Raw genomic sequence first — 24,526 nt, 5'->3', positions numbered from 1 at the left:
TAGAAAGGGTATGTAAATTGTATCTTTCCTGTCAATAGTTTTTTAAATTAAATTAAGAAAATTCAAAAGCGCCTAAAACCTAATTTTTTCAAATTAAAATCCACGTGAAAGTTGGCCTAAACGAAGTGCAATCCAACTAATAACTATGAATAAAACTAAAGATGAGAATAATCTAATCCAGATATTATTTTTAGCACTTTCTCTATCCTTGTCATTTAATACAAATTAGATAGAAAAGATAAATGTTTAGGTTAAACTTACGTTGATTTAAAGTTAAGTTGCTTAGATTCAATATTACTCTACACTGACGTCTGGAAAAAAAGGAATGACCATGAAACTTAAAGCAGAAGAAAAAAAGTCTATGTTCAATAATTTAGACATCATACGAAGGAAGATGAATCTATTGACAAAGGATTTCAATTCAGAGTCGGTTGAAGAGCTAAATGATTTTATAGTTACTTGTAATAAAATAGAAAGTCAATTTGAAACGAGCCACTTAAGCCAAACTAAAATTAAATTAGAACCTACCCTGCAACATGTGCAAGCAGTGTCCATGTTGGCTATTCCTTCTGTAAGCGAAACAGCAGAACTTATCAATCTGTTGGGCGATCTTTTTCAAGGAAAAGGAAATGATTATCTGCAAGAAATACTAACAAATGCTGAACTCTACTTAAAAGTTCACCCAAAAGATGAGGATGACCCTAACAGTCGCAAAGTATTAACTATTAATATCCAACTAGCAGCGACCGTTATCGATAAATATGCTCACCTCTTAGAAGTCATTCTAGGCAAAGGACAAAAAAACCTTTTAAAAAATCATCAAACCCTTTTTTTAAAGGCCTATAATAACGTGCTTCAAGCTGATAAACGATTAGAAAATCTACAGCGCGAACGATTTTGCACAGGATTAAAATATCTGCTTGAAGAAGCTGAAGACTATATTACAGGTCATAAAGGGAGAACATGTTGTTTCGGTTTATTTAAGAAAAAACCAACAAAGCAGTATGACGATTTAATTAACTGGTTTTATCAATTGAGCCAGCAACCACTTTCCGCCCGCGAACTTGCTGGCGCTATTTATTTTATCTGCAATCAAATAAGTCAAATAAAACTAACAGATGAGTATGCAGCTATTCGTGATAGTTTAGATAAACTCCTTAAAGAAAATAACTACCCTTCGTATTCTAAAAAAGATCCCGATCAATTAATTTCGCACTGTACGCAATCTTTTATTGAACGAGCTGAAACTTTAAACTTAAATCTATTTTATTTAATTAAGAAAGAGGAGCATAAAGCTACGCTTTCTATTTCATAGTAAGATATAATGTATAGCTAGCGTAGATTGGACTAAGCTAATATCCCGATTTAAGGCTGATATCCCTAACAAAAATAAGTTGAAGGATATTCGCTTAACTTTTAATAAGATGAAGAATAATACCATTAAATAAATTTATAGCATTGCTTTCAATAGACCTCTTTCCAAACTGTCACCGACGGTTTGGAAGAGGTCTAATAAAACAAAGTTACTTGCCCGCTTAGCATCTACACAAACCAGGCATGCGCTATTATCCCCTATTTTCCGGGAGAAAATTTATAGCGAGTAATTTAGGCCTCTAACCAATAATTAGTGAACTTGCTATCAAAATCCAACCTACTTTCCTTACAAGTCCCTTTTATTAATAATCCCGAGATAGCCAAGGCAGCAAGTGGAGCCTTAATAGAGCAACGCGTAATCAGAGCTCCCATTAGCCAGACTACGCCCAGTCTTTATCTAAACAACCTTAAAGTAGGGAATATTAAAGACCCTTATGTAAGGGTAAACAAACATTAAATGCTCTCTTTAGATTTTAATTTATACTAAATGTATAAAATTTTTATAAAAATCATGGCGAACAATAGTAGTTATTATTATACTTTAAGAGGGTTTTAATTTTGAAGTGGCTGCCTATCGAGCTAAATATAGGACTCACTGCATTACTAAGGTAGGGCGTAAATGGTTACCGTATCTGGGTATGCATTACAAGAAAGAATGCAAACCAAGCATAATATAGATACTTATTATGCCTTGAGGTGGAAAGACAGTTGTAAGGTTTTATTAAAAACGCCTAATAATAATAGTTCACCGTCCGAAAATTTAGCTATTTTACAGCATGAATACGACCTGCTCCAAAAAATTAAATCCTCAACTATCATAAAACCTTATGATTTTATTCCAAATCTTTCAGAACCTATTTTAGTTTTAGAAGGTGTTGAAGGACAAATTTTAACTTTGTACCTTAAGAAACATCAGTTAACCATAGGCGATTTTTTAAATCTAGCATTACAATTAGTAGATATCATTGAGGAATTACATCAATTAAATATTATTCATAAAGAGATAAGATCAGCAAATATTATAATAGATCCTAGTAAATTAACCTTAAAATTAATTGATCTGAGTGCCTCTACCAAGCTCTCTGAAACCTTTGATTATTTAAATTTAGGTAGATTTGATGAGGGTTTAGCCTATATTTCACCGGAGCAAACAGGAAGAATTAATCGCCCTGTGGATTATCGAACTGATTTTTATTCCTTAGGTATTACTCTTTTTGAAATGTTAACTAATCAATTACCTTTCCCAACTGATGATCCTTTAGAATTAGTTCACTGTCATATTGCTAAAAAACCTATAGACGTTCTTGAAGTTAGGCACGATGCACCAAGGATGTTAGCTTCTATCATTGCTAAACTATTACAAAAAATGCCGGAAGAACGCTACTCAAATATTATTGGATTAAAACATGACCTACAAGAATGCCAAAGGCAGTGGTTGGCTACAGGAAATATCAACAAATTTACCCTAGCCTTAAAGGATAAAAAAGATCACTTAGTCATTTCACGTAATCTCTATGGTAGAAACGAGCAAGTATGCCAGCTATTAGAAGCATTTGAGCGCATAAGTCAAGGCAGAAAGGAACTAGTGTTTATTGCAGGTTACTCTGGGATAGGCAAAACTTCGTTGGTTAAAGAAGTACACAAACCCATTATGCAGCATAGGGGTTATTATACCCAAGGTAAATTTGACCAGCTACAACAGAGTGTGCCTTATAGTGCGATTGTAAGTGCTTTTCAGAGCTTAATTAAACAAGTTTTATTAGAAAATGAAACTAGAATTCAAGAGCTGAAAGAGCATCTTATTCAAGTTTTGGGAAGTGTCGGACAAGTAGTTATAGATGTAATCCCTGAAGTCGAACTTATTATAGGTAAGCAACCGCCAGTCCCCAAACTGAGTCCAAGCGATGCGCAAGCTCGTTTTAATCTAGTATTTCAAAATTTTGTGCGCGTGTTTGCGCAAGCCAGTCATCCTTTAGTGATATTTTTAGACGATTTACAATGGGCTGACAATTCATCACTTAATTTTATCGAAAATTTATTACAAGATCGCGAAACTAATTATCTGCTCATTATTGGCGCCTATCGAGATAATGAAGTCTATGCAAATCATCCCTTACAACTCACTATACATGATTTAAAAAAGACAAAAATACCTTTTACCACTATTACATTACAACCCTTGCAATTAAATAATATTGAACAACTGTTAGTTGATACTCTATTTACACCTATAGAAAGAATTCAGGCGCTGGCAAAATGTATATATGATAAAACACACGGTAATCCTTTCTTTATAAATGTATTTATTAAAATTATTTATCAGAAAAAAATACTGACTTTTTCTTATGATAGAGGCGCTTGGGAATGGGATTTAGATAAAATTCAACAGCAAAGCGCAACCGACAATGTGGTTGATCTGCTCACTACAAAAATTCATTTACTTTCCGAACCAACTCAAGAAAACTTAAAATTAGCTTCCTGCCTTGGTCACCAATTTAATTTTAAAACATTGCTTATTGTAACCGGCCAAACTATACAAGAAACAGCAGAAAAATTATGTGATGCTATTAGAGCCAATTTAATTTATCCGCTTGAGGAACCTTATAAAACAGTAGGATTAATAGGTTTGAAAGGAATTATTACTACCGATCGCAACATCAGTTCTTTACGTTATCGCTTTGCCCATGACAGAGTTCAACAGGCAAGTTATGAACTTATTAATAAAAAAGACAGGGCTACTATCCATCTTAAAATAGGGCGCTTACTGTTAAATAAAAAAGCGCTCAAACAGCAAAGTGAAAATTTATTCGATGTCATGAGCCACTTCAACCAAAGCCTAAATTTAATTACCGATCAGAAAGAAAAATTATTGTTAGCCAAATATAATCTTTGGGCTGGCCAAAAAGCCAAGCTTGCTGCAGCTTATTATAGAACAGATGAATATCTATCAGCTGGGATCTCGTTAATAAACGAAGATAGCTGGAGAGAAAATTATGATCTCACTTTTCAACTTTATAAGGAATTCGCTGTTTGTAAGTATCTAATTAGTGACTTCACCGCAGCCGATCAAGGTTTCTCTACAATACTAAATAATATCAGTGATCCTCTAAATATTTTAGAAATTAATCGCCTTAAAATCGAAATGTTTTCAACGTTAGGAAAGCATACTGAGTCTTTAGATGCAGGAATTAGCATTTTAAAAAAGTTGGGAATAAAAATACCTATAAGACCCAATAAGTTGCAAGTATTAAGCGCAATTTTTAAAATTAAAATGCAATTAAGAAGAACACGCATCGAAGACATTGAGTTACAACCTATGACAGATCAGATGCAAAAAGCAATTGCTGATTTAATAACGCAATTGTTTAATAGCGCTTTTATTGTCAATCAGCAGTTATTTGTCATTCTCATTTGTAAGAGTATTGGCTTAAGTTTACGCTATGGCTATACGGAAAGTAGTTCTATGGCAATGCCTGTATATGCCTTTGTTATTATGCATTCACTTAATCTATATGACGAGGCCCTCTCTTTTGTCAAACTTTATAATAATCTAAAAATAAAATATGGGTCTTCAAATTTTGAAGGCAAAAACCAGTTTGTACTTGGGTCTTTTATAGAACCTTATCAAATACCACTGAGTGTTTGTAATAACACTGTTATTAAAGCATTTAAGTTGTGTTGTGAAGTAGGTGATTTGGTATATAGCAATTATTGTAATTTACTTTTAGTTTTACATGCCTTATCAGCAGGAAAAGACATAAGCGAGCTTAAAAAAAACCTTCACTCTTTTTTATCCTTTATAGCTAGAGTTAATATTTCTGATTTTGTTACTTTGGGCCAATTTTTAGAATATTCTATAAAGTGTTTAGAGAACCTTGAAGATGTAGACCCTAAACGCTTCAACTATTTTGAAGAAGTGATTACTAAGGGAAAAAATACAACAGAATTAAGTTTCTTTTACAGTAATTTAACTCGGCTACATTTTTTATTAGGAAATTATGAAGCAGCAATTAAAGCTGGCTTAAGCCATGAGCGTTTTTCAGATTATGACAAAGGATTAATTAGTCATATAGATGGTAAACTTTTTCTAATGTTGGCTTTATTTTACAATTATCCACATGTGTCTAAACAAGAGCAAAAATCTTATTTAAAGCAATTAAAGGTGCTTGGTACCTTTATAAAGAAATATGCGCACTGGTGCCCTAATAATTTTAAAGCTTATGCTCTACTCATTGACGCTGAAATGGCTCGTTTGCAAAATCAGAATGCCCTTGGATTTTATGAACAAGCCATTGAAGTTGGCCTTACTAGAGGAAGTATTTTAGTGGCAGCTATAGCCAGCGAGGGCGCAGGTTGTTACTGCCTGGTGAATAGAATGGATAGGCTTGCAAAGTTATATTTACAAAACGCTCATCGATATTTTAAAGATTGGGGAGTTATTGCCAGGATACAATTGTTAGAGAAGACTTATGCTAGTTTAAAATTCCTAAATCATGATAATAGTTTACAAAAATCAGCAGTACCGCCAATCAGCGCATCCAATTTAGATATGCTTGCTATCTTGAAATTTACTCAACTCATATCCAGCGAAATTCGCTTAGATAAGCTATTACAAAAATTTATGATGATAGTTTTAGAGAATGCAGGCGCCCAAAGGAGCATTATTCTAGTAAACATTAATGATAGATGGGTAGTTGAGGCAGAAGGCGATCTTGATCAACAGACCATTTATTTAAATAGTTTATCGCTAGAAGAAGCTCAACCCAGATACCCGGTATCTGTTTTAAATTATGTGCAGAGAACACAAAAGCCACTTATCTTACATGATGCTACTGACTCTGAGATTAGCTTTCATGACCCCTATATACAACAAGAGCAGCCTCGATCACTTTTAATGATGCCCCTTTTTTATAAGGGACAATTGTGTCGCCTACTTTATTTAGAAAATAAAAGTAGTACTCATACTTTCACGCCCAGCCATTTAGATAGTTTACATTTGCTATCCTCACAAGCAATGACATCACTTGAAAATGCAAAGCTTTATTATCAAGCGACCCACGATCCTTTAACTGGATTAGCCAATCGCAATATGCTTTATGAAATATTTGAGCAATCGGCAAAACAAATAACGCGCTCTCAAGAAAAGTTAGCCTTATTATTTTTAGATTTAGATTATTTTAAAGTTATTAATGATACTCTAGGTCATGATAACGGCGATAAATTACTAATGCACATCGCGCAAACTTTCCTTACTACTTTGCGTGAAGGTGATATGGCGGCTCGAATAGGTGGTGATGAATTTGCTATCATGCTCGCTAATATTACTTCCCAAGAGCAAATTACGAGTATTGCTGAACGTATCTTTAAAGAGTTGGTAAAACCTATACAAATAGGAGAGCATTTAGTTCAAATTACTTTTAGTATGGGCATAAGTATATGTCCTGATCATGGTAGTGATATAGAAAAGTTACTTAAATTAGCTGATACGGCTCTCTATCAGGCAAAAGGAAAAGGACGTAATCAATTTCATTATTATTCAACTCAATTAGATGAAGAATATCAAAGAAATCACGGCCTTGATAAAGATTTACAACGTGCTTATGAGAATCAAGAATTCTTCTTAATGTATCAACCTTTTTATGATACTAATTCTGGAGAAATTATTGGGCTTGAAAGCTTATTGCGTTGGAACCATCCTAAAAAAGGAATTTTAGAAGCAGTAAATTTCATTCAAACTTTAGAAAAAAGTCCTCTTATTATTCCTATTAGCGAATGGATTATCAAAACAGCCTGTAAACAAGCAAAAATATGGCAAGCAGCAAATGTACTTCCAGGGCCTATAGCTATCAATATTTCTACAGTGCAATTCTTACGCCAATCAATTAGCGAACTTGTTAGTAAAATTTTAATGGAAACGCAATTAGATGCTTCCTATCTTGAATTAGAAATCACAGAAACAGTTTTCATTGAATATACTGATAAATTATTTAAAGAGCTTAAAACATTACAAAGACTAGGTGTTAATTTGGTAATGGATGATTTTGGTACAGGGTATTCAGGTTTATCCTATTTAAAAAATATCCCTATTCATAAAATAAAAATAGATAAAACTTTTGTAAGAAACTGTGATACAGATCATTTAGATCAAACTATAATTAGTGGTATTACTATGATGGCTCATAATCTTAAACTCAAGGTTATAGCAGAGGGCGTGGAAAATGAAACTCAGCTTAAAACGCTACAATTAAACGGAGTCGATGGGATTCAAGGATATTATTATTCACGACCACTCACCACCGAAGGTTGTGAGACTTATTTAACCAAAAAAGCTGCCCAACTCAGAAATTACCAGCGTTTAAAGATTAAGAAAGATTAATCAACTCAACCCACCTTTCTTTTTGTGTTCAACATTATAATGAGATAATATAATTATTATCTCAATGAATTTAGAATCTAAAGCTCAGGCAATAGTCTACTACTTAGATTAGACAACTGATGTTGTATTGAAGCAGGAGCTAATAGATATATGTTGCTATAAATTTAAGATTTCTAAGTCAAAATCCAACAGTGGCTGCAGATTAACTCCATATTTTAGGGATATTTTTATAGGAGTATTAGTTGATGTTTAGGAAGAACTTTTTAAAAGTAGCTTTTGCTAATGATGTGTATACGATATTTGCCTCAGCAGTACTTAAGTTCAGTACAACGTTATTTTTATTGTTTTTATTCATTAAGCTCAGTCATGCTTCAGAGCCTCTAGTTTACCTGCGGCCAAACGAAACGCCAATGTTTACAGAACTGTATCAGCGTTATGGGCTACTTAATCCGCCAGCTGTCCACGTTTATGATAGTGCAGTTTACATTGGTCAACCTGGTGAAAAAGGTCCCCTGGTGATACCTTCTAGTGAAGCTTTTTTTAATGATGTGGAGCAAACACTTCGAGCTTATCATGCGCGCCTTGGTAACCAAGAATTATTTCTTAATCCCAATGAAACAAAGCCTATCTTTTGTCCCTCGAATGGATCACTGCAAATTATTTTTGGACTAGTCTATGCTATTGCTATGTCAGAACCTCAAAAACATTTCCTTTTTGTTGAAAAAATCCCTTTTTATTCATTCCATGAGCATGCAATTTCATATCGACCTTACCCAAATGCGCGATTTCAAGGCTTTAACGATCCCAGCGAAATTAAACTAAATTCAGGTGAAACGCTAGTTGAGTTTGTCACCTCCCCTAATAATCCTGATGGAAAATTTCGCAAGCCCTATACCCAAGCAAGCATTATTATTGCTGATTTTGTTTTTGCTTCACCTTCGTATGGCAGTGATGGTACAGGATATATTAAAGAGAACCTTGCTTGGATTGCTAAGGCAAGGAGTGAAGGTAAACATGTATTTGCTTTTAATTCTGTTTCCAAGGCTCTCGGAAAACCAGGCTATCGGCTTGGTTATACTTGGTTTCCTATGAGTGACGCTTATGCTGCCAGTATTTTCCACAATTTTTTTTCTTATATCTGGAAATTAACAGTAGGAACCAGCACACCAGGTACAGCTGAAGCTTTAAATCTTATCTCTGCCCTTCTTTCACTTCCTGATGCAGGACAATCGCTGCGCAATGACGCCTTTAAAACAATTGTAAAACGGCATGATATCGTTAAAGCTGAGCTTCTTAAACGTTATCCTGGCACAGAAGTGACAAGTATTGCGGGTAGTCCCACCCTTTTTGCAAGGCTTCATACTCCAGATGATATTAAAATGACAGGGGAAGATATTTTATTTAAAGATCTTAATGTTGCAGTTGATAATGGTAATACAATGGGGGCGACAGATAATTTTGTACGCATTAACTTATGTGGCTATAGTGGTGATCTTGCTGAATTCTTGAATCGTCTTGCTAATTCTAAAAAATATCAAGCCAATGATCTTTTGGTATCATCAGCAAATCATTGCTCGCACACAACAATCCATAGTAATGAAAATACCAATTATGTCGTAAAACCTAGTGATTGCAATATTGATATTGATGCTCAAGCTGGCAATATTCAAATAACATTGCCACAATTTATTAATTATCAAAGTAGTAATTTAATTACTATTAGAAAAATAGATAATAGTAACCATTCGATTACTGTACAGGCAAATAAATTTACAATGGCACTTAAGAAAAAAGATGAACAGTTACGCATCCAATGGACTCAGCCCTTTTTCTTAAATGGTCAGTGGCGAACTATAAACCCATAAATTGACTCTACCCTGATCCGTCATGCGCCTAGCTAAAATTAAATCTTTAATTTACGGTAGAAAATTTTTAGCAATCAAATGATGAATCAGTCTTCCCTGCAGCAGTTAAATAAACCAATTACGCTGCGCTACATCAAGGCATTTATTAAAATTATTTTATAGTGGTATTGTCCTTTAAATTTTTATTTAAGGAAAGACCTGATAGAAGGACTAATAATCATATCTTTGTTATACTCAGTGGCTCTTGAGGACGACCTCAACCATTGTGGAAGAATTGCAGGGACGACCCAGCTTATGGGCGAGAATAATGATGGCTTGGATTTATCTTTTGCTGGCCGGTTTACTTGAAATTATCTGGTCATACTTAATGAAGCAATCTGCTGGCTTTACAAAATTAATTCCTTCAATAGTAACTGTAGTTACAATGGTTGCTAGTTTTGTCCTTTTGTCTTTATCTATGAAAACCCTTCCACTTGGGACAGCCTATACGGTGTGGACAGGTATTGGTGCGGTAGGGGCATTTTTAATAGGAATTTTAATTCTTGGAGAACCTACCAATCTTTTACGAATCATAGCTGCAATCTTCATTGTTGTCGGCTTACTGATGATGAAACTTTCTTCATAAAGGTCTAAAGAAGCAATCAATTAAATAGCTAAATTTTTATTTAACCTTTTCATTGGCCTATATTAAGCGAGTAGCTTTGATGAAGCGAAGCGTAATCAAGATCTTCATTCACTAAATTGCTTACACTCAATTTTTATTTACTAATAAATATACCCACAGCTCGTTGGGCTTATTAAGCAATAGCAAAACTTGGTGGTTGGACTGATTCCAAAAATCCGGTAAAGCGGCTTGGTCGACTATTTGAAAAGGATGGTTTCGTCTAAAAGAAAGATTGGAAGAGCTTAGAATCGCAACTGCGATGATGAAGATGCGATCAAGAGACAGCTCAAATGAGAAAGAGCCGTTCTTACTTTTCCTTCACTCATTTCACACCTCTAGTTGAATAATAATTATACATTATATTCGGCTGCGATGTGTCTACTTTATGGTAGCAAGATTAAACTATGCTTGCCAAAAAATACTGGAAAAATGGTATCAGCCAATGCATAATTGGGCTCTAATCATTTCTCATTCCCAAATTTATTTCGATGGTCGATTAAATTTAGGACTTAAATGATAGCCAGGTAACACCACAGTTAAATGAAAGTTCTTCTTCTAAGGAAAGAAACAAAACTCTTATCCTTTCGGCAGACAATATGATGCAATTTCATGTGTGCTGTTGATTGTTATATTTAAATACACATAAAGAGATAGATAATGGACAAAATACTTTCTTGGGCACGTTATCCATACAATGCTCAGACTGCACACACGGTTGATTTTCCGGATAATATACACAATGCTTTATCCAATATTAACGAACTTGGATGTCATTCCACTCTTGCGTATGGTTCAGGGCGAAGTTATGGTGATGTCTGTTTAGCAGAGTCTAATCATGTACTCTCTATGAAAAAAATGAATAAGTTAATAGATGTAAATTGGGAAACGGGTGTTATTTGTGCTCAAGCAGGTATAACTTTCGCTGAACTCATTGCTTTAGTTCTTCCGCGAGGCTGGTTTTTTCCAGTTACACCTGGCACTCAATTTCTTACTTTAGGAGGAGCAGTTGCTAATGATGTGCATGGCAAAAATCATCATGTTACAGGTACTTTTGGTCGACATATAAGTAGTTTGGTTATCTATCGCAGTGATGAGGGAATGATTGAATGTTCTCCTACGAAGAGAGCCGAACTTTTTTTTGCTACCATTGGAGGTCTAGGTCTCACAGGAATTATTATCAGTGTCGTTTTTCAATTGCGCCCGATTACTTCAAGCCTTATTGAGCAACGCCGCATTCGGTTTAATTCGCTGAATGAATTTTTCACTATTTCTGAGAAATACAATACCGCATATGAATATATGGTGGCTTGGATTGATTGTTTAGCTTATGGCAAAAAAGCTGGGCGCGGTATTTGTGTATTAGGAAATCATGCTAAAACCGGCCCTCTTGAAGTCTCACCGCCTACTAAATTTAGCTTACCTAAAAATTTGCCATTCTCATTAATAAATCCTTTGAGTTTGAGAGCTTTTAATAACAGTTACTATCATCGACAATTAAAAAAAAACGTCAGTCGTTTAGTGCCCTATCATTCGTTATTATACCCACTTGACTCTTTACAACTATGGAATCATTTGTGTGGCAAGAGAGGTTTTCAACAATATCAATTTGTGATAGACAAAGAACAGGCGCCAGAGATTATAACTACTATCTTACAAGAAATCTCCAGAAGCAGTACCACATCATTTTTTGCTATCTTAAAACTATGTGGAGATCTCGTTTCTCCCGGACTCATGTCATTTCCACGTCCAGGATTTTCTTTATCATTGGATTTTCCACAACGAGCTGAAATCAACCAGGCTCTTTTTAGAAAATTAGATAATATTGTGCATATGGCAGGAGGGAGGCTCTACCCTGCTAAAGATGCGCACATGAGTGCAGAGCATTTTAAGCAAGCTTACCCAAAATGGTCCGTAGTAGAAGCATTACGTGACCCCAAGCTTTTATCCCAATTCTGGAAGCGTGTGACCATGTAAATTAATCGGGCGTTAAGATAATAGAAATTTGCTCATACCGCAGAAAACAGGGATAAAAAAATTGAATGAGTAAAGTAAACGAACTTCCAGGCCTAGCAAATAAATGCTTCGGTTGGGGATTACAAGGATTGCTCTTTATTACGGTATTTTGTGTATTAGTACCTTTTTCACCAGAGATGCCTAAAGAGGGACTTGATCCATCAAGAGAGTTTGGAATGAGCCAAGCAATTGTACATGGCATGATTTTTGGTAAAAATATTATTGCTGCTTACGGACCCTACGCGTTTATTTATACAAAAATATACCACCCTTTGATAGAGCATCGCATGATGATGGCCGCGCTATACTTAGCTTTTTCATTTTGGCTTGCTCTTTTTTTTGCCACACGAAACGCTAATTGGAAGTTACTTACTGCCTTTGGGCTAATATTAGCCTGCTTCGATTCCTCGATCATAAATATATTATTTTTTTTATACCCAGTTCTCGTAGGAATTGCCTGTTTTAACATGATAAATATCAAACAGCTTGATACACATGGAGCTTTAGGACTGTTTTTAATGGCAATTTTGTTCTTGCCTTTTGGTTTATTGCCGTTAATAAAATGTTCTTATCTAATTTCATGTGGACTTACTGCTATACTCATTTTTTTCTTGTTTAGCGTGAATAAAAAATGGATACCAGCAATTTTAATTCTCATTTTACCATTTTCAGCACTTATTTTTTTCTGGAAGATATCAGGTCAATCATTAAGTGATTTGCCAGGATACTTCTCCTCACTACTTTTAGTTGTGTCTGGTTATTCAGAGGCGATGTCTACGACCGGCCCTGCTTCAGAAATATCTTATTATGTATTAGCAGCAATTATTTTATTAGTAGATATATACCATGCTAAAGATATTTCTATAAAACAACGTATCTTTCTATTTTGCCTATTTTCTCTTTTCTTGTATTTAAACTTTAAAGAGGGATTTGTTCGACATGACTATGCTCATACATTCCCTGCGAGTATATCTATACTTATGTCTGCCCTATTGTTAATTATGATCGTTCAGCCAACCAATCAGTTAATAATTATTTTATTGTCATCTATTCTTGTATGGCAGAATATTGATAATTATGATTGGAAAGCGTTGTCAAAAAACATACCTAACCAATTACAATTAAATTATGTTTCTGCATGGGAAGGAATTAGCAATAGGTTAAAGAATCATCAATGGCTTGAAAAAAAATTCAAAACTACGCTTGCCCAAATCCACGAAAAATATAATTTTTCATTACTTGAAGGCACCACTGATATTTATTCATTCAATCAATCCAGCTTAATTGCATCTGGAAATCACTGGAATCCTCGTCCAAGTTTTCAAAGTTACAATACTTTTACGCCATCTTTAATTCAAATCAACATGAATCACTTATTAAATCAAAACGCGCCTGATAACATCATTTTCAAAATAGAGCCGATAGATAATAGACTTCCCTCGCTGGAAGATGGAGCAAGCTGGCCAATATTACTTAATAATTATAAGCCATTGCAAATGACAGATGATTTTTTATATCTTCATAAAAAATCATCTGTCACTAAACACTCCGAAAAGCCTTTAATCACTTTAAGTGGAGGATCATACACCTTTGGAGAGGAGGTGGCTGTTCCAGGTGATGAAAATCTCATTTTTGTTGAACTAGAAATCAAAAAAAGTAGTTTCGGACAATTGATGAAACTCTTATTCAAACCTAGTCAACTTCAGATATCATTACGCCTTGAAAATGGCACAACTATAATTTACAGAATAAATTCTGAAATGGCGAAGTCTGGTTTCCTTATTTCTCCTCTTATTGAAAATACACAAGAATTTGCTTTACTCTATACAGGAATTTACTCTCTATCACATAAAAAAGTGACATCGTTTTCTATCTCGCCTATCAATCATAAAGAGCATTGGAAAGATGTTTACGATATTAAGTTTAAAAAAGTAACTCTTGCCACACCGAAAGATATGTCAAGTGCGCTCAAATTTGACAAGATATTAGATACATCTGAGATATATAAGATTTCAACGACAAGAAAATGTGAAGGCAACATCGATTTGATTAATGGAATGAGCATTACTCATAAACCCGCGGTGGTGAGAAACCTACTTACAGTAACGGGATGGTTAACACAATCAACTGCGCAAAGCTTACTACCACAGAGTACCCTCCTAGTATTAAGAGATAAAGCAGGGAAAACTATTTTTATCAAAACACATAAAATGCTGCGACCAGATGTAGGTAATTACTACAAAAACCCAGTTCTAGCTAATTCTGGATATACTTCTTTTGCAGATGTAGCAAAAATTTCGGGAACCTATTCTTTAGGTTTGGCCTTCCTCGAAGAAAGTCAGATAAAAATTTGTCCTCAATTCAATACGATGGTTACGTTTAAGGGTAGGCTTTAATGTAGTATCTATATTAAATCAAGCTTTTTAAGCTATTTAATTAATCATTAAAACCCAAGGCTAACCGTTATTGATTTACGTCATAAACTTGCGGTAGAGTAACAGGTTCACTGTTACCTATCTCTCCGTACATTTGTTACCCGTCTCTCCAGTCTATACGCTAAGTGTAATCAAGGTTTTTATCTTAAATAGGCTAGAGCACTCTTTTTATTTGCTCCAACTAGTCCACCTAGAATCTCTTGAATTAAATAGACACAATATTTATTAATATTTCTTGGTTAAGACGCTTAAAGAAAATCGATTAAACTTCCTAATCCTAATCTTTGGTGGCTTACCTTAATCATGCTCATATTTTCTTAAGCTTATGTTTAATGATTGACATGTATGACAGCAAAAATGAAAATATTAACCCATAATTATTTTGACAAAAATAGGCCTTAAAGATGTATTCAAAATACATTACTGAAAATTCGAAGATTGACACTTTCTTTCAACTAGACAAAGCAAACCCAATCAATCAACAATCACCTTCCAGAACCATTAATGAACTTCAAACTATGCAAGGCTTATTAAATAGCCAAAGAATTAAACTCATATTTGGTAATTATGAGGTGGAACTTGTTGCTCAAGAAGATAATGTTCGCGTATCGAATTTACATTCAGATGGTATAATGCGAACCTGCGCGATAGTTAATTTTGTGTTACCAATTCCAGTGTGGTTACAAAATACCCATAGTAAAATTTATGGTGGAGGATCTATCGGCCAGACTATTAAAGATAATGGATTTGATTTAACAAAAGAGAATATCTACTTTGGTATTACTAAACTACCTAAAACTGTACAAGCTAAGATGGAGACTGATGAGGATTTAACCGCTGTTCATATCTATCAATTATTAGTTAAGAATCCTCTCACATCTGAATCAATAGTATATTGTACTATCAGCGAACTTCATAGCCCTCTATATCTAACATGTGGAGACCTATATCAATTAAATCCAGGAAGTCAAAAATACAGTACTAAGACAAATTTAGTACAAAAATGTCTAAAAGACTTAAGTGTGTTAGATGAATATTTTACCCATTCAAATAATAACAAACCCTAAATTTAATGAACTAAGATTTTGGCATGACTAATTAAATTAGGTGATTACTTAACTTTAAATAGCTCATTTTTGCCGAAAAATTAGCACAGAAAAGCACATTTTTAATTCAAATTGATGTAAGATATACTTTTTATTGACTTAAGTATTTAATATGCTCGCTAACGAAGAACCCAAAAAACAGGCTGATAATTTCCCTTACAAAACATCTATATTCTTAAGCCTAGGCACATCTTTAGCAATGTATGGACTCCTGCGCCGTGGTCATTACCAAGCTGCTTTTCTTCTTTATTCTAAAGGCGGTGGCGGATTAAATTTATATCAACAACGCAATGGTCAACTTAAACGCGTTTTTGCTATTGATTACCATCCATTTTGGAATAAGAAAACAAAGGAGAATATATATAAACTACATTATCATCGTGGCGAAAATAATAATCAAATGAAGAAACATCGTCCTTATGAGGGCGGTTGGTGATGAAAGATAGAACAACTTACCCTTTTAAGATCATTGTTACACATGCTAGATTAGTCAAATAACCTTAATCTATACTCTATACTCAATTACGCAGGGACAGCGTATGAAAAATAAACCTACTCATCCTAAGTTATATCGTGAGCTTGGGCTGCTAGGCGCAGCCATGATGGGCTTGGGCTCAATTCTAGGTACGGGAATATTTGTTAGTATTGGTGTTGCAGCCGGGGTAACAGGCCCGTCTGTTATTTTTGCTATTATGCTTGCAGCATTGGTTGCTACTTGTAATGCCTTATCGAGTGCACAACTCGCAGTTAGCCATTCAGTAAGTGGTGGTACCTATGAATATGGCTATCGTTATCTTCATCCTATATTAGGATTTACTGCTGGCTGGATGTTTTTGTGCGCAAAAACAGCCTCAGCCGCAACAGCGGCATTAGGCTTTGCCGGGTATTTTTTACATCTGCTTGGATTTCAATTAGTTCCTATTATTCCTGTTGCCATAATAACCGTTGTTATTTTAACTCTACTTGTATTAAGCGGTATAAAACGTTCTAACAAAACAAACCTGATTATCGTATCTATTACCCTTCTTTCCCTGCTAGTCTTTGTTTTTCTAGGCCTTCCCCGCTTATTTCAGAATAGCGGACAATATTTATCTCCCTTTTTTCCCAAAATGACTAACAACGGATTAAGCCATTTCTTATATGCAACTGCTTTAATGTTTGTTGCCTATACCGGCTATGGACGTATTGCAACGTTGAGTGAAGAAGTCAAAGAACCTGCAAGTACCATTCCTAAAGCTATCATTTTGACCTTACTTGTCAGCACAGTCATTTATATAATGGTCGCTATTGTGGCTATTGGATCTGTTGGTTCAGACCAATTGGCAGCCGTGACAGAAAGTCACGCAACCCCTTTGGAAACAGCCGCTAAAGCTATCAATCGACTTAGACTTAGTAGTTTAATTGCCCTAGGTGCCTGTACAGCCATGTTAAGTGTTTTATTAAATCTTATATTGGGTCTCTCTCGAGTCGTGTTAGCCATGGGCCGGCAACAAGACTTACCTATTATTTTTACTTTTGTTTCTAGCAAAAATCGTACGCCAGTTACGGCAATCATTGGTATTGGCATTCTCATTGCTAGTCTTACATTACTTGGTAGTATTGAAATCATCTGGTCTTTTAGTGCGTTTACCGTCTTAATCTATTATTCAATTACTAATCTTGCCGCTCTGTATTTACCTAAGGAGAATATTTTATATCCTCGATACATTGCCGTTATCGGCCTTATTGCCTGTTTATTTCTAGCTTTCTGGGTTCCATTAGGTACGTGGGTATTAGGTTTATTATTAATTGCACTAGGAATACTGTGGCATTACTTCTATCATTATTAGATAAAAGGCTAAGCTTTATATAGATATATTTATAAAATGGAGCGTGATTAAATCACTCTATGCTACTCTCATCTTAATTCGCCGATTAACTTCAGCTTGAATTTTTTCAATATCATGATTTAAAAAATGATCCTTATTCACCACTAACTTGCCTCCTACATAGACTTGGTCTATATCTTTTTCAGTGACTGAAAAAACTAAATTGGTGTAAGGATTATCTATAATTAATCCAAGTCTTCTTGGATTAATTATAATAAAGTCTGCAAATTTTTTAGGCTCTAAGCTACCAACTTTATCGCTAATGCCTAAAGCCGTGGCACTACCCATCGTATGAAGCCACAAAATTTGATAGGGACTCATGACATCAGCTCGCTGATATTTATCTCGAATAGTGTATAAGCCGATACGCATGTTTTCAAATGGGTCGGCAATATCTGCACTAGCCTCTCCATCAACACCCATTCCTACAATAATTCCCAATTTTAAATATTTAGGAATATCTGCAACGCCAGAAGCAAGGCGACCATTTGATAAAGGATTCCAACTCATTGCAACATGTGCATTAGCACTTTTTTGTAAAATCAGATCATTAGTGTGAATAAAATGGCCAAAAATCAGTTGAGGTGACAACAAAGCACTATCGGCAAGCCATTGAAATTTTAGACGTTCTTCCTCTTGAGTTTTAGGTTCTTCAAGATAGTGAGTTTGATTACCGATATGAAACTGTTGCATTAAGGCATGTTCTAGTAATGCCTGTTGATAAGTATTATTAAAGGCAGTCATACCATTAATCATTACATTTAAAAAGTGTGATGAGTTTGGCTGATTTGAAATCCAAGTTAAAAAATCTTTTAAGCGCTTACTGGCCATGTCAAAAGAAATCTGACTGCTCTCTATTTTCTCGGGCTGATAACCGTGTATAAATCGGATTCCGGATATCTTTTCAGCGGCAAATTGTGCTTTATCAAATGAATTCGTATTTAAGTGTTGTAAAGTGCCACCATAATTAAAATTATAAACAGAAGTAATGCCATGCTCTAAATGATTTAACGCCCCAAGCAGGCAAAACCAATAAAAATCGTCAGGCTTGGCTTGACTTGCTTTTTTCCAATAGACCTCATCAATCCAGCCCGACAGTGTTTTGTTTGGCGCAAGACCTCGGTAAGCTGCTTGCCATAAGTGGCTGTGTGCGGAAATAAACCCTGGCATAATCCAGTATTTTTTTGCATCAATAATCTTTTTTGCATGTATGTTTTTAGATGGATTACCACGTCCAACTTTTAAAATGGTGCCATCATTAGCGATTACCAAATAGCCGTTAAATGGTTTTTTTTCTTGTTGAGACGCCAGCGTGAAAATATAGGCATTTTTCACTACAAGTGCTGCCTGCGTAGCAGTGAGTGATCCTGAGTAAATAAGTAATAAGAGACTTAAGATAAAAAAACGCGATAAAGAGAATAAAGCCTGAATTCCTTTGCTTAAAGAAAAGAAATTTTTTTTAAGATCAAACTGCATTGATATTTCCAATTTAAATTTAAAGATATTTAATTCTTATTAACTTTAAGTTTCCAGTTGCCCTAGGTTTGCATGAATAACTGAACCATTAATAACAGCATTTTTTGCAGAAAAATAAATTAATTCAGCAATTTCACTAGGTTCAATGAATCGCTCAAAACTTACCTTTTGTTTTGCCAAGGTAACCAAATTTGAGTCATGGCTTAAATGTTGTTGTAACATGTCCGTGTTAGTAAAGCCTGGGCAGATACAAGCGGTGTGAATTTTTTTCTTTGCTAAATCTTGACAAGTTGCCCGCATCATACCGATGGTTGCATGTTTTATGGTGGTATAGCTTGCAGTATTAGGTACTGCTTTTTCAGATAAGGTTGAGCCTAAATAAATAATACTTGACCCTTCTTGCATAAATGGAATCAAAATTTGATTGATGATTGACGGTGAAATAATAGAAACCGTTAGCGCTTTTGTCAGCTGAGATGGATTTTGATTCATGACCGTATCATTAACATGATACGCAGCATTATGTACTAAACAGATGACCGCTTTTTGTGGCAAAATCGATTCCAATTTTTCACTTAACTTAAGTTCAAAACTGGGATCTGATAAATCAATATTTATATTAGTTACCCCTTCTATTTCGCTTGGGGTTCGCGAAATGTTAAAGACTTGCCAATGGTTACTTATAAAATGAAGTGCTGTTGCAAAACCAATACCTTTGCTACCGCCTGTAATAATCAGCATGTTTTTCATTATTAAATAACCTATTTTTGTTACACCGAAATAATTGATAATTATTTCAATTTAATTTGAGATTAAATAGCTATTAAATTAGTCATCTTATTAGTACGCTTCTTTATATACTCATAACGCTCATATAGATATTCTTTCATCACATGATAGTTATTAGTAGCGAACAACAATTAAAGTTAATTATTTTTTCATATTAAACAAGTTATAATATCAATGATTTAAAATTTATCAAATAAATTTGTCCTTAAAATTAATTTATTCTTTTAAAGAAGATATTTTTTAATCAGAATTCCAAGGTTATTTCAATTTTTTCACTGGTCCAATATATTGTTTAATTGTGTGATGTAATCATGCTAGGATAAAGACCACTATGAAAAAAATTAGTAATAAGAAGAGGCTATCAAGACTACAATTAAAAACTTGCCCCCTATCGATATTTTAATCAATAATGCAGGCATTGGATCAATAGGGGCGGCAGAATCTTTTACTTCTGAGCAAATCATGCATGTAATCCAGACGAATGTTATGGGTGTTGTCAATGTAACTAATGCTGTACTTCCTAGCATGAGGGCGCAGAAATCAGGAATAATTTTAACAGTAAGCAGTCTAGTTGGCCCATTACCTGACCTGAATCAACGGGTGTATTCAGGTACTAAGGCCATGGTTGAGCATTACACTGCTCTACATCTGAAATTGACATCACTTATCAAAATACAACTAATTTTTTTCAGCAGAAATACATCGATATTAATACGGCCAGAAGAACCGCTGTTAGCGCTTATACAGCAGGCGAGAACGCCGATGAAGGCATTATCTCTAATAATAGTATACTTGAAATTGAAACCCGTGGAGGTGCAAGATTTATTCAAGCAATTGATATTTGCTTAGATCATGCCTTTCTGCATTCTAAGAAGCTGTTATTGTGCCAATTAAATCAAGATACAGATTATACTTGTTGTGTGCCCGAGCAATCTGATCATATTGTTACTTCGAACTCCATTGATCTAATGGACTTTGCCAAAGTTAGTTCCTCTATACTGCATGTTGATCCAGATCCAGAAATTTTTGAAAATAGAAAAAGGCTTGTTAACAAAGTTAATTTTATAAAGGCAGCTGCCATAGAACCAATGAGTCGCTACTCTAAGATGAGAATCTTAAGTAAGTCTGATGAAACAACGGTTATCAATCCACCTTTCGGCTCTAATTACCATTTAGTTGCTTATAAAGAGAGAAAATTAGGAGGATTTACAGAAGATATAGATATTAAAATTAAAGCACTTAATAAGCGTATTAGAGCTAAACAAATGCATACCCTGTTAATATCCAATGACTCCTCATTACGAAAATTTCTTTCTATCGAAAAAAACTCGATAGAAGCTTATAGTGCAGCAGTCGTGTTATTAAGTACATTATCTAAAAAATGTAAACCCAATTTTCTTGAGTATCTTTTCAAGACCAAAAACTATTATTTGAAAAGAGAGGTAAAAGCTATTTTAGATGATGCGAAAATTACTTTGCAAAAGGGCTTTGAATTGCCACAAGAATGGTCAAGCGAATTAGCCTTTAACTAAGATTAGTGTTAATTAATATGTATTCAACATAAAAGAGTTCTCTTTTATGTTGAACTGATATTAACCTTATAAGCTTAAGCTTTTACAGATATAGCTGGACAATGAAACAAACTAATGTCATCTGTTTTATCTTCAGGAAAACTTTTAACTAACCATTCCTTTGTTAGTTCGTCTTCCCTGCTGGTAATAGCTTGACTAAAAAATATAGGTTTATTCTTACTATGTCGTCTTGCCATGATGGCTAAACCTAAACCAGCAAACAAAACACTAACCACCATTAAAACATCAGCTAAGAGACGTCTAGTGGTATGACGTGGTTGAAATAAGCTATGAGCTTTATCAGTTATAGCTTTTACCTGTTGCGGTATAGACAGAGAAGATAAACGAATGTTTAATGCTGCTTTATAAAAGCTTGTAAGTGACTGATTATACTCTTTGCCAAAAATTTTATCATTTTCTGATTTATATTTAGTTTGATAAAAGGTTTTAAGTATCAATAAGTCATGGGCTATTTCAGCTGAAAGAGACTCTCTTTCAGCTAAGCTAATCGCTTGCCAAAAAATGTGATCGGTAAACACAGCTTCTTTGAGATCTTCTGGATGATTGCTAACCTGCAATCTCTGCAATACTGCATTTATTTTTTCAACCGGCTCATATTCTGCTATAACATTATTCCTTAATAATTCTTTATAGAAAAGATTACTGGCTTGTAGTGAATCAAATTCAGCTTGATATTTTGTTTTAACTAAATGAGGTAGTTCATCAAAAGCTCTTTTATACTGTTCAAATATAGAATATCTTGCACTAACCATTGCAAGATGATTTAAACTTGCTAGGCACTGCAAGTAGATTATTTCTTTTATATCGTCCTCTACCTGCTCTTGATAATTTTGCTGCCTAACTTGGTAAGATTCTTGTAGCCTAATAGGTAATGCATTAAATGCACTTTTTAAATCGCTATAAACTGTGATCCTATCTCTTGCATTACTTGCTTTAAGAAAAATTTTTTCATTCACTAAATAAAGTTCATTGCTTTTTTGCCAGCTTATTAAGAGTTCTTTCCTTTGATTTAAAGCTGTCGATATTTCTTCGCTCTCTTGCAAAAACTCAGGCAAATTCTCATAGCTTAAAGTTAAAGTTTCAAATACAACTTGCTTTTTATCAAGGTTTTCTGCTCTATCAAAATTATTTTTTTGTAGCCTAAATTCTACGAAATCATTGCGCCACTGCTTTAACAATCTCATTTTTGCTTGTGGGTTATCTACACGAGCACTAAAATTGCCTTCTTCATAAGCTCTCTCTATTTTCTCCCATAAGTCATCTCTTTTGAAAAGGCGTTCTAATAAAAGGCTTGGCTTAGTAGCATATAATTCCTCAAGACAAATAGTTACTAGCTGTTCGCCATTCATAAGACTCAATTCATTATCTGAAATAGGATAAAAGAATGGGCTTTCTACTTTAGGTTGGTTATCTGAGTCGAGTTTGATAGGGCAAGATTTCAGTTGGTCATTTAAAATTTTACTAACCTGCATAAATTTCTCTAAGCCTTGTTTTAAAGATAAAACATGCTCTTTGATTGATGCTTGATTATTAAAATCCTCATCACTTAAACTGTGAATTTTTTTCAATAGATGTAAATAAGTAATGACGTCATAGCCTCTATTTAAAACAGCTTCAATATGTGACCAAAAAGAATCTTGATGCTCTTTTTTGTACTCTACCGTGGGCTTTTCATAAGGTTCAAAACGACTTGTTGCCCCACTTTTAGGATTTAAGCTAAAGAGTCGTTTTAAAATAGTACTTTCCCGATATTGCGCGACAAAAGCATTTCCAAAAATTGCTTGGGCTTCGCCTTTATGATAGCGAGCAAATATATTTATATTGCTATGAGGCTCATGATTCCAGAGATTAAAAATCTCTGCTTGATGGGATAATAAATCAATATAAAGATTAAATTGCTTAACCAAATCGGTTAAATTAAGCTTGGTTAAATCTAGAGGCCTCTCTTCATTGAGTAGACTTAACCAAAGAGTCAGTTGATCAGGAAAAGGCATACTTGCCTCGATAGATAAATTCTTTTAGAAGACCTGCGAATAACGCCGTAAATAATTCCTTTTCATCTTTTGGCTTTTTTATGAAAAATTCTTGACCTTGTCTATCTTTATAAAAGCCATCAACATCAGATTTATTTTCACCGCCTCTTTTATCAGCTATTTTTATTAATTCATTTTCTTTATAAAATACCATTGGGAGAAACCCTAAGACAAAAAGTGGCCTATTTTAATAGCAATAAAAAATATTGTTAAGTAAATTTACTTTTTGGAAGAAAATTAAATCTATTTAATTGAGGATAGCCAATTTCCTATTAATGTCTTATTCCCATATTTTCACTACTAACACTTGGAACATGACCTGAATGCTGAGTTTTTAATTCGAAAAAATCATCGGTATGTATAAAATAATACAATCCTATTCCGACCTCTAATAAGAAGAGAACTAAAGTAAAAATAACAATAAGCGAGACCCAAAGCTGAGTTGATTTCCTGTCTCTCTCAACCATTTTATCACAGACTAATTGATTGTCTGATGTAAGGCGCGTACTTAGAATTCTGGCAAGCGAAAGGGTTAATGAATTTAATAGATGTTGAAACGGTTGTGATCTTAATAATCGAATTGATAAGCGTAATAATTTAACAGGCGTATTTGCTTCTACAGTTAAGGAACAAGGCTGATCTTTAATTAAACGCATCTCGCCTAAAGATTCTCCTGAGCTTAAAGTGGTAATTAAACTCCTCTTTTTTCCTTTACTGCTCTTTTTATAGAGGTTGACCTGGCCTAAAATAATTATGTAGATATTGTCACTATATTCTCCTTCTGTAAGAAAGGTCTGGCCTTTATTGAAAGTAACCACATGGGATATATTAATTAATTCTTCAAAGTCAGCTTCAGTCAATGTTTGAAACAAGGGGCTATTTTTTAGTAGAGAGCGCTCTTTTAAAGTTAACTCACTCATAATAGTTCCAATATT

General features: G+C 34.3%; 16 protein-coding genes and 1 pseudogene. 12 read left to right on the top strand and 5 right to left on the bottom strand.

From position 1 onward, the window contains the following. Window positions 1-331: 331 nt before the first annotated feature. The 10 genes and pseudogenes from ACQUW5_RS02820 (at window position 332) to ACQUW5_RS02775 (ending at window position 17,662) form a co-directional block, all read left to right on the top strand. Complete coding sequence (locus ACQUW5_RS02820; RefSeq protein WP_444989696.1) at window positions 332-1,315, top strand: hypothetical protein; 984 nt, start codon at window positions 332-334, stop codon at window positions 1,313-1,315. A 678-nt stretch (window positions 1,316-1,993) separates the two neighbouring features. Then, window positions 1,994-7,750, top strand: a complete 5,757-nt coding sequence (locus ACQUW5_RS02815; protein WP_444989695.1) for an EAL domain-containing protein — start codon at window positions 1,994-1,996, stop codon at window positions 7,748-7,750. 245 nt (window positions 7,751-7,995) lie between these two features. Next, complete coding sequence (locus tag ACQUW5_RS02810) at window positions 7,996-9,615, top strand: aminotransferase class I/II-fold pyridoxal phosphate-dependent enzyme (protein WP_444989694.1); 1,620 nt, start codon at window positions 7,996-7,998, stop codon at window positions 9,613-9,615. Window positions 9,616-9,922: 307 nt separating this feature from the next. Continuing rightward, window positions 9,923-10,240 carry a DMT family transporter gene (locus ACQUW5_RS02805; RefSeq protein ID WP_444989693.1) on the top strand — a complete coding sequence of 106 codons (318 nt, stop codon included), beginning with the start codon at window positions 9,923-9,925 and terminating at the stop codon, window positions 10,238-10,240. 149 nt (window positions 10,241-10,389) lie between these two features. Continuing rightward, window positions 10,390-10,550 (top strand): annotated as a pseudogene (locus tag ACQUW5_RS02800) (IS4 family transposase); the annotation flags it as partial. Between the two features lie 386 nt (window positions 10,551-10,936). After that, on the top strand, window positions 10,937-12,253 hold the full coding sequence (locus tag ACQUW5_RS02795; RefSeq protein ID WP_444989692.1) for an FAD-binding oxidoreductase: 1,317 nt from the start codon (window positions 10,937-10,939) through the stop codon (window positions 12,251-12,253). Between the two features lie 65 nt (window positions 12,254-12,318). Then, window positions 12,319-14,688, top strand: a complete 2,370-nt coding sequence (locus tag ACQUW5_RS02790) for a hypothetical protein (RefSeq protein ID WP_444989691.1) — start codon at window positions 12,319-12,321, stop codon at window positions 14,686-14,688. Between the two features lie 443 nt (window positions 14,689-15,131). After that, window positions 15,132-15,794: a hypothetical protein gene (locus ACQUW5_RS02785; protein ID WP_444989690.1), complete on the top strand. Its 663-nt coding sequence runs from the start codon at window positions 15,132-15,134 to the stop codon at window positions 15,792-15,794. Between the two features lie 151 nt (window positions 15,795-15,945). Beyond that, complete coding sequence (locus tag ACQUW5_RS02780) at window positions 15,946-16,269, top strand: hypothetical protein (RefSeq protein ID WP_444989689.1); 324 nt, start codon at window positions 15,946-15,948, stop codon at window positions 16,267-16,269. A 103-nt stretch (window positions 16,270-16,372) separates the two neighbouring features. Further along, complete coding sequence (locus ACQUW5_RS02775; RefSeq protein WP_444989688.1) at window positions 16,373-17,662, top strand: APC family permease; 1,290 nt, start codon at window positions 16,373-16,375, stop codon at window positions 17,660-17,662. 57 nt (window positions 17,663-17,719) lie between these two features. Here ACQUW5_RS02775 and ACQUW5_RS02770 read toward each other — a convergent pair whose 3' ends face one another. Beyond that, window positions 17,720-19,177, bottom strand: a complete 1,458-nt coding sequence (locus ACQUW5_RS02770; RefSeq protein ID WP_444989687.1) for an amidohydrolase family protein — start codon at window positions 19,175-19,177, stop codon at window positions 17,720-17,722. A 45-nt stretch (window positions 19,178-19,222) separates the two neighbouring features. Continuing rightward, a complete protein-coding gene (locus ACQUW5_RS02765; protein WP_444989686.1) occupies window positions 19,223-19,927 on the bottom strand; it encodes an SDR family oxidoreductase in 705 nt (234 codons plus the stop codon). 399 nt (window positions 19,928-20,326) lie between these two features. Between ACQUW5_RS02765 and ACQUW5_RS02760 the strand changes: the two genes are divergently transcribed. Further along, window positions 20,327-20,815, top strand: a complete 489-nt coding sequence (locus ACQUW5_RS02760) for an SDR family NAD(P)-dependent oxidoreductase (RefSeq protein ID WP_444990019.1) — start codon at window positions 20,327-20,329, stop codon at window positions 20,813-20,815. 32 nt (window positions 20,816-20,847) lie between these two features. Beyond that, window positions 20,848-21,498 (top strand): hypothetical protein, encoded by a 651-nt coding sequence (locus ACQUW5_RS02755; protein WP_444989685.1) that lies wholly within the window; start codon window positions 20,848-20,850, stop codon window positions 21,496-21,498. Window positions 21,499-21,572: 74 nt separating this feature from the next. On the opposite strand, the gene ACQUW5_RS02750 is transcribed toward ACQUW5_RS02755, so the two are convergent. The 3 genes from ACQUW5_RS02750 to ACQUW5_RS02740 form a co-directional block, all read right to left on the bottom strand. Further along, on the bottom strand, window positions 21,573-23,552 hold the full coding sequence (locus ACQUW5_RS02750; RefSeq protein WP_444989684.1) for a LepB GTPase-activating domain-containing protein: 1,980 nt from the start codon (window positions 23,550-23,552) through the stop codon (window positions 21,573-21,575). Continuing rightward, window positions 23,539-23,745 carry a hypothetical protein gene (locus ACQUW5_RS02745; protein WP_444989683.1) on the bottom strand — a complete coding sequence of 69 codons (207 nt, stop codon included), beginning with the start codon at window positions 23,743-23,745 and terminating at the stop codon, window positions 23,539-23,541. Before ACQUW5_RS02745 ends, ACQUW5_RS02750 begins: the two co-directional genes overlap by 14 nt. Before the next feature lie 118 nt (window positions 23,746-23,863). Continuing rightward, window positions 23,864-24,511: a cyclic nucleotide-binding domain-containing protein gene (locus ACQUW5_RS02740; RefSeq protein WP_444989682.1), complete on the bottom strand. Its 648-nt coding sequence runs from the start codon at window positions 24,509-24,511 to the stop codon at window positions 23,864-23,866. Between the last annotated feature and the right edge of the window lie 15 nt (window positions 24,512-24,526).

Source organism: Legionella pelazae (assembly GCF_052527395.1).
The sequence above is the reverse complement of the archived record's forward strand: the minus strand, read 5'-3'. Positions and strand labels throughout refer to the sequence as shown.

Bases quoted from the DNA above. Each gene is read 5' to 3' on its own strand.
- ACQUW5_RS02820 (WP_444989696.1), top strand. From the start codon at position 332: ATGAAACTTAAAGCAGAAGAAAAAAAGTCTATGTTCAATAATTTAGAC.
- ACQUW5_RS02815 (WP_444989695.1), top strand. From the start codon at position 1,994: ATGGTTACCGTATCTGGGTATGCATTACAAGAAAGAATGCAAACCAAG.
- ACQUW5_RS02810 (WP_444989694.1), top strand. From the start codon at position 7,996: ATGTTTAGGAAGAACTTTTTAAAAGTAGCTTTTGCTAATGATGTGTAT.
- ACQUW5_RS02805 (WP_444989693.1), top strand. From the start codon at position 9,923: ATGATGGCTTGGATTTATCTTTTGCTGGCCGGTTTACTTGAAATTATC.
- ACQUW5_RS02795 (WP_444989692.1), top strand. From the start codon at position 10,937: ATGGACAAAATACTTTCTTGGGCACGTTATCCATACAATGCTCAGACT.
- ACQUW5_RS02790 (WP_444989691.1), top strand. From the start codon at position 12,319: ATGAGTAAAGTAAACGAACTTCCAGGCCTAGCAAATAAATGCTTCGGT.
- ACQUW5_RS02785 (WP_444989690.1), top strand. From the start codon at position 15,132: ATGTATTCAAAATACATTACTGAAAATTCGAAGATTGACACTTTCTTT.
- ACQUW5_RS02780 (WP_444989689.1), top strand. From the start codon at position 15,946: ATGCTCGCTAACGAAGAACCCAAAAAACAGGCTGATAATTTCCCTTAC.
- ACQUW5_RS02775 (WP_444989688.1), top strand. From the start codon at position 16,373: ATGAAAAATAAACCTACTCATCCTAAGTTATATCGTGAGCTTGGGCTG.
- ACQUW5_RS02770 (WP_444989687.1), bottom strand. From the start codon at position 19,177: ATGCAGTTTGATCTTAAAAAAAATTTCTTTTCTTTAAGCAAAGGAATT.
- ACQUW5_RS02765 (WP_444989686.1), bottom strand. From the start codon at position 19,927: ATGAAAAACATGCTGATTATTACAGGCGGTAGCAAAGGTATTGGTTTT.
- ACQUW5_RS02750 (WP_444989684.1), bottom strand. From the start codon at position 23,552: ATGCCTTTTCCTGATCAACTGACTCTTTGGTTAAGTCTACTCAATGAA.
- ACQUW5_RS02745 (WP_444989683.1), bottom strand. From the start codon at position 23,745: ATGGTATTTTATAAAGAAAATGAATTAATAAAAATAGCTGATAAAAGA.
- ACQUW5_RS02740 (WP_444989682.1), bottom strand. From the start codon at position 24,511: ATGAGTGAGTTAACTTTAAAAGAGCGCTCTCTACTAAAAAATAGCCCC.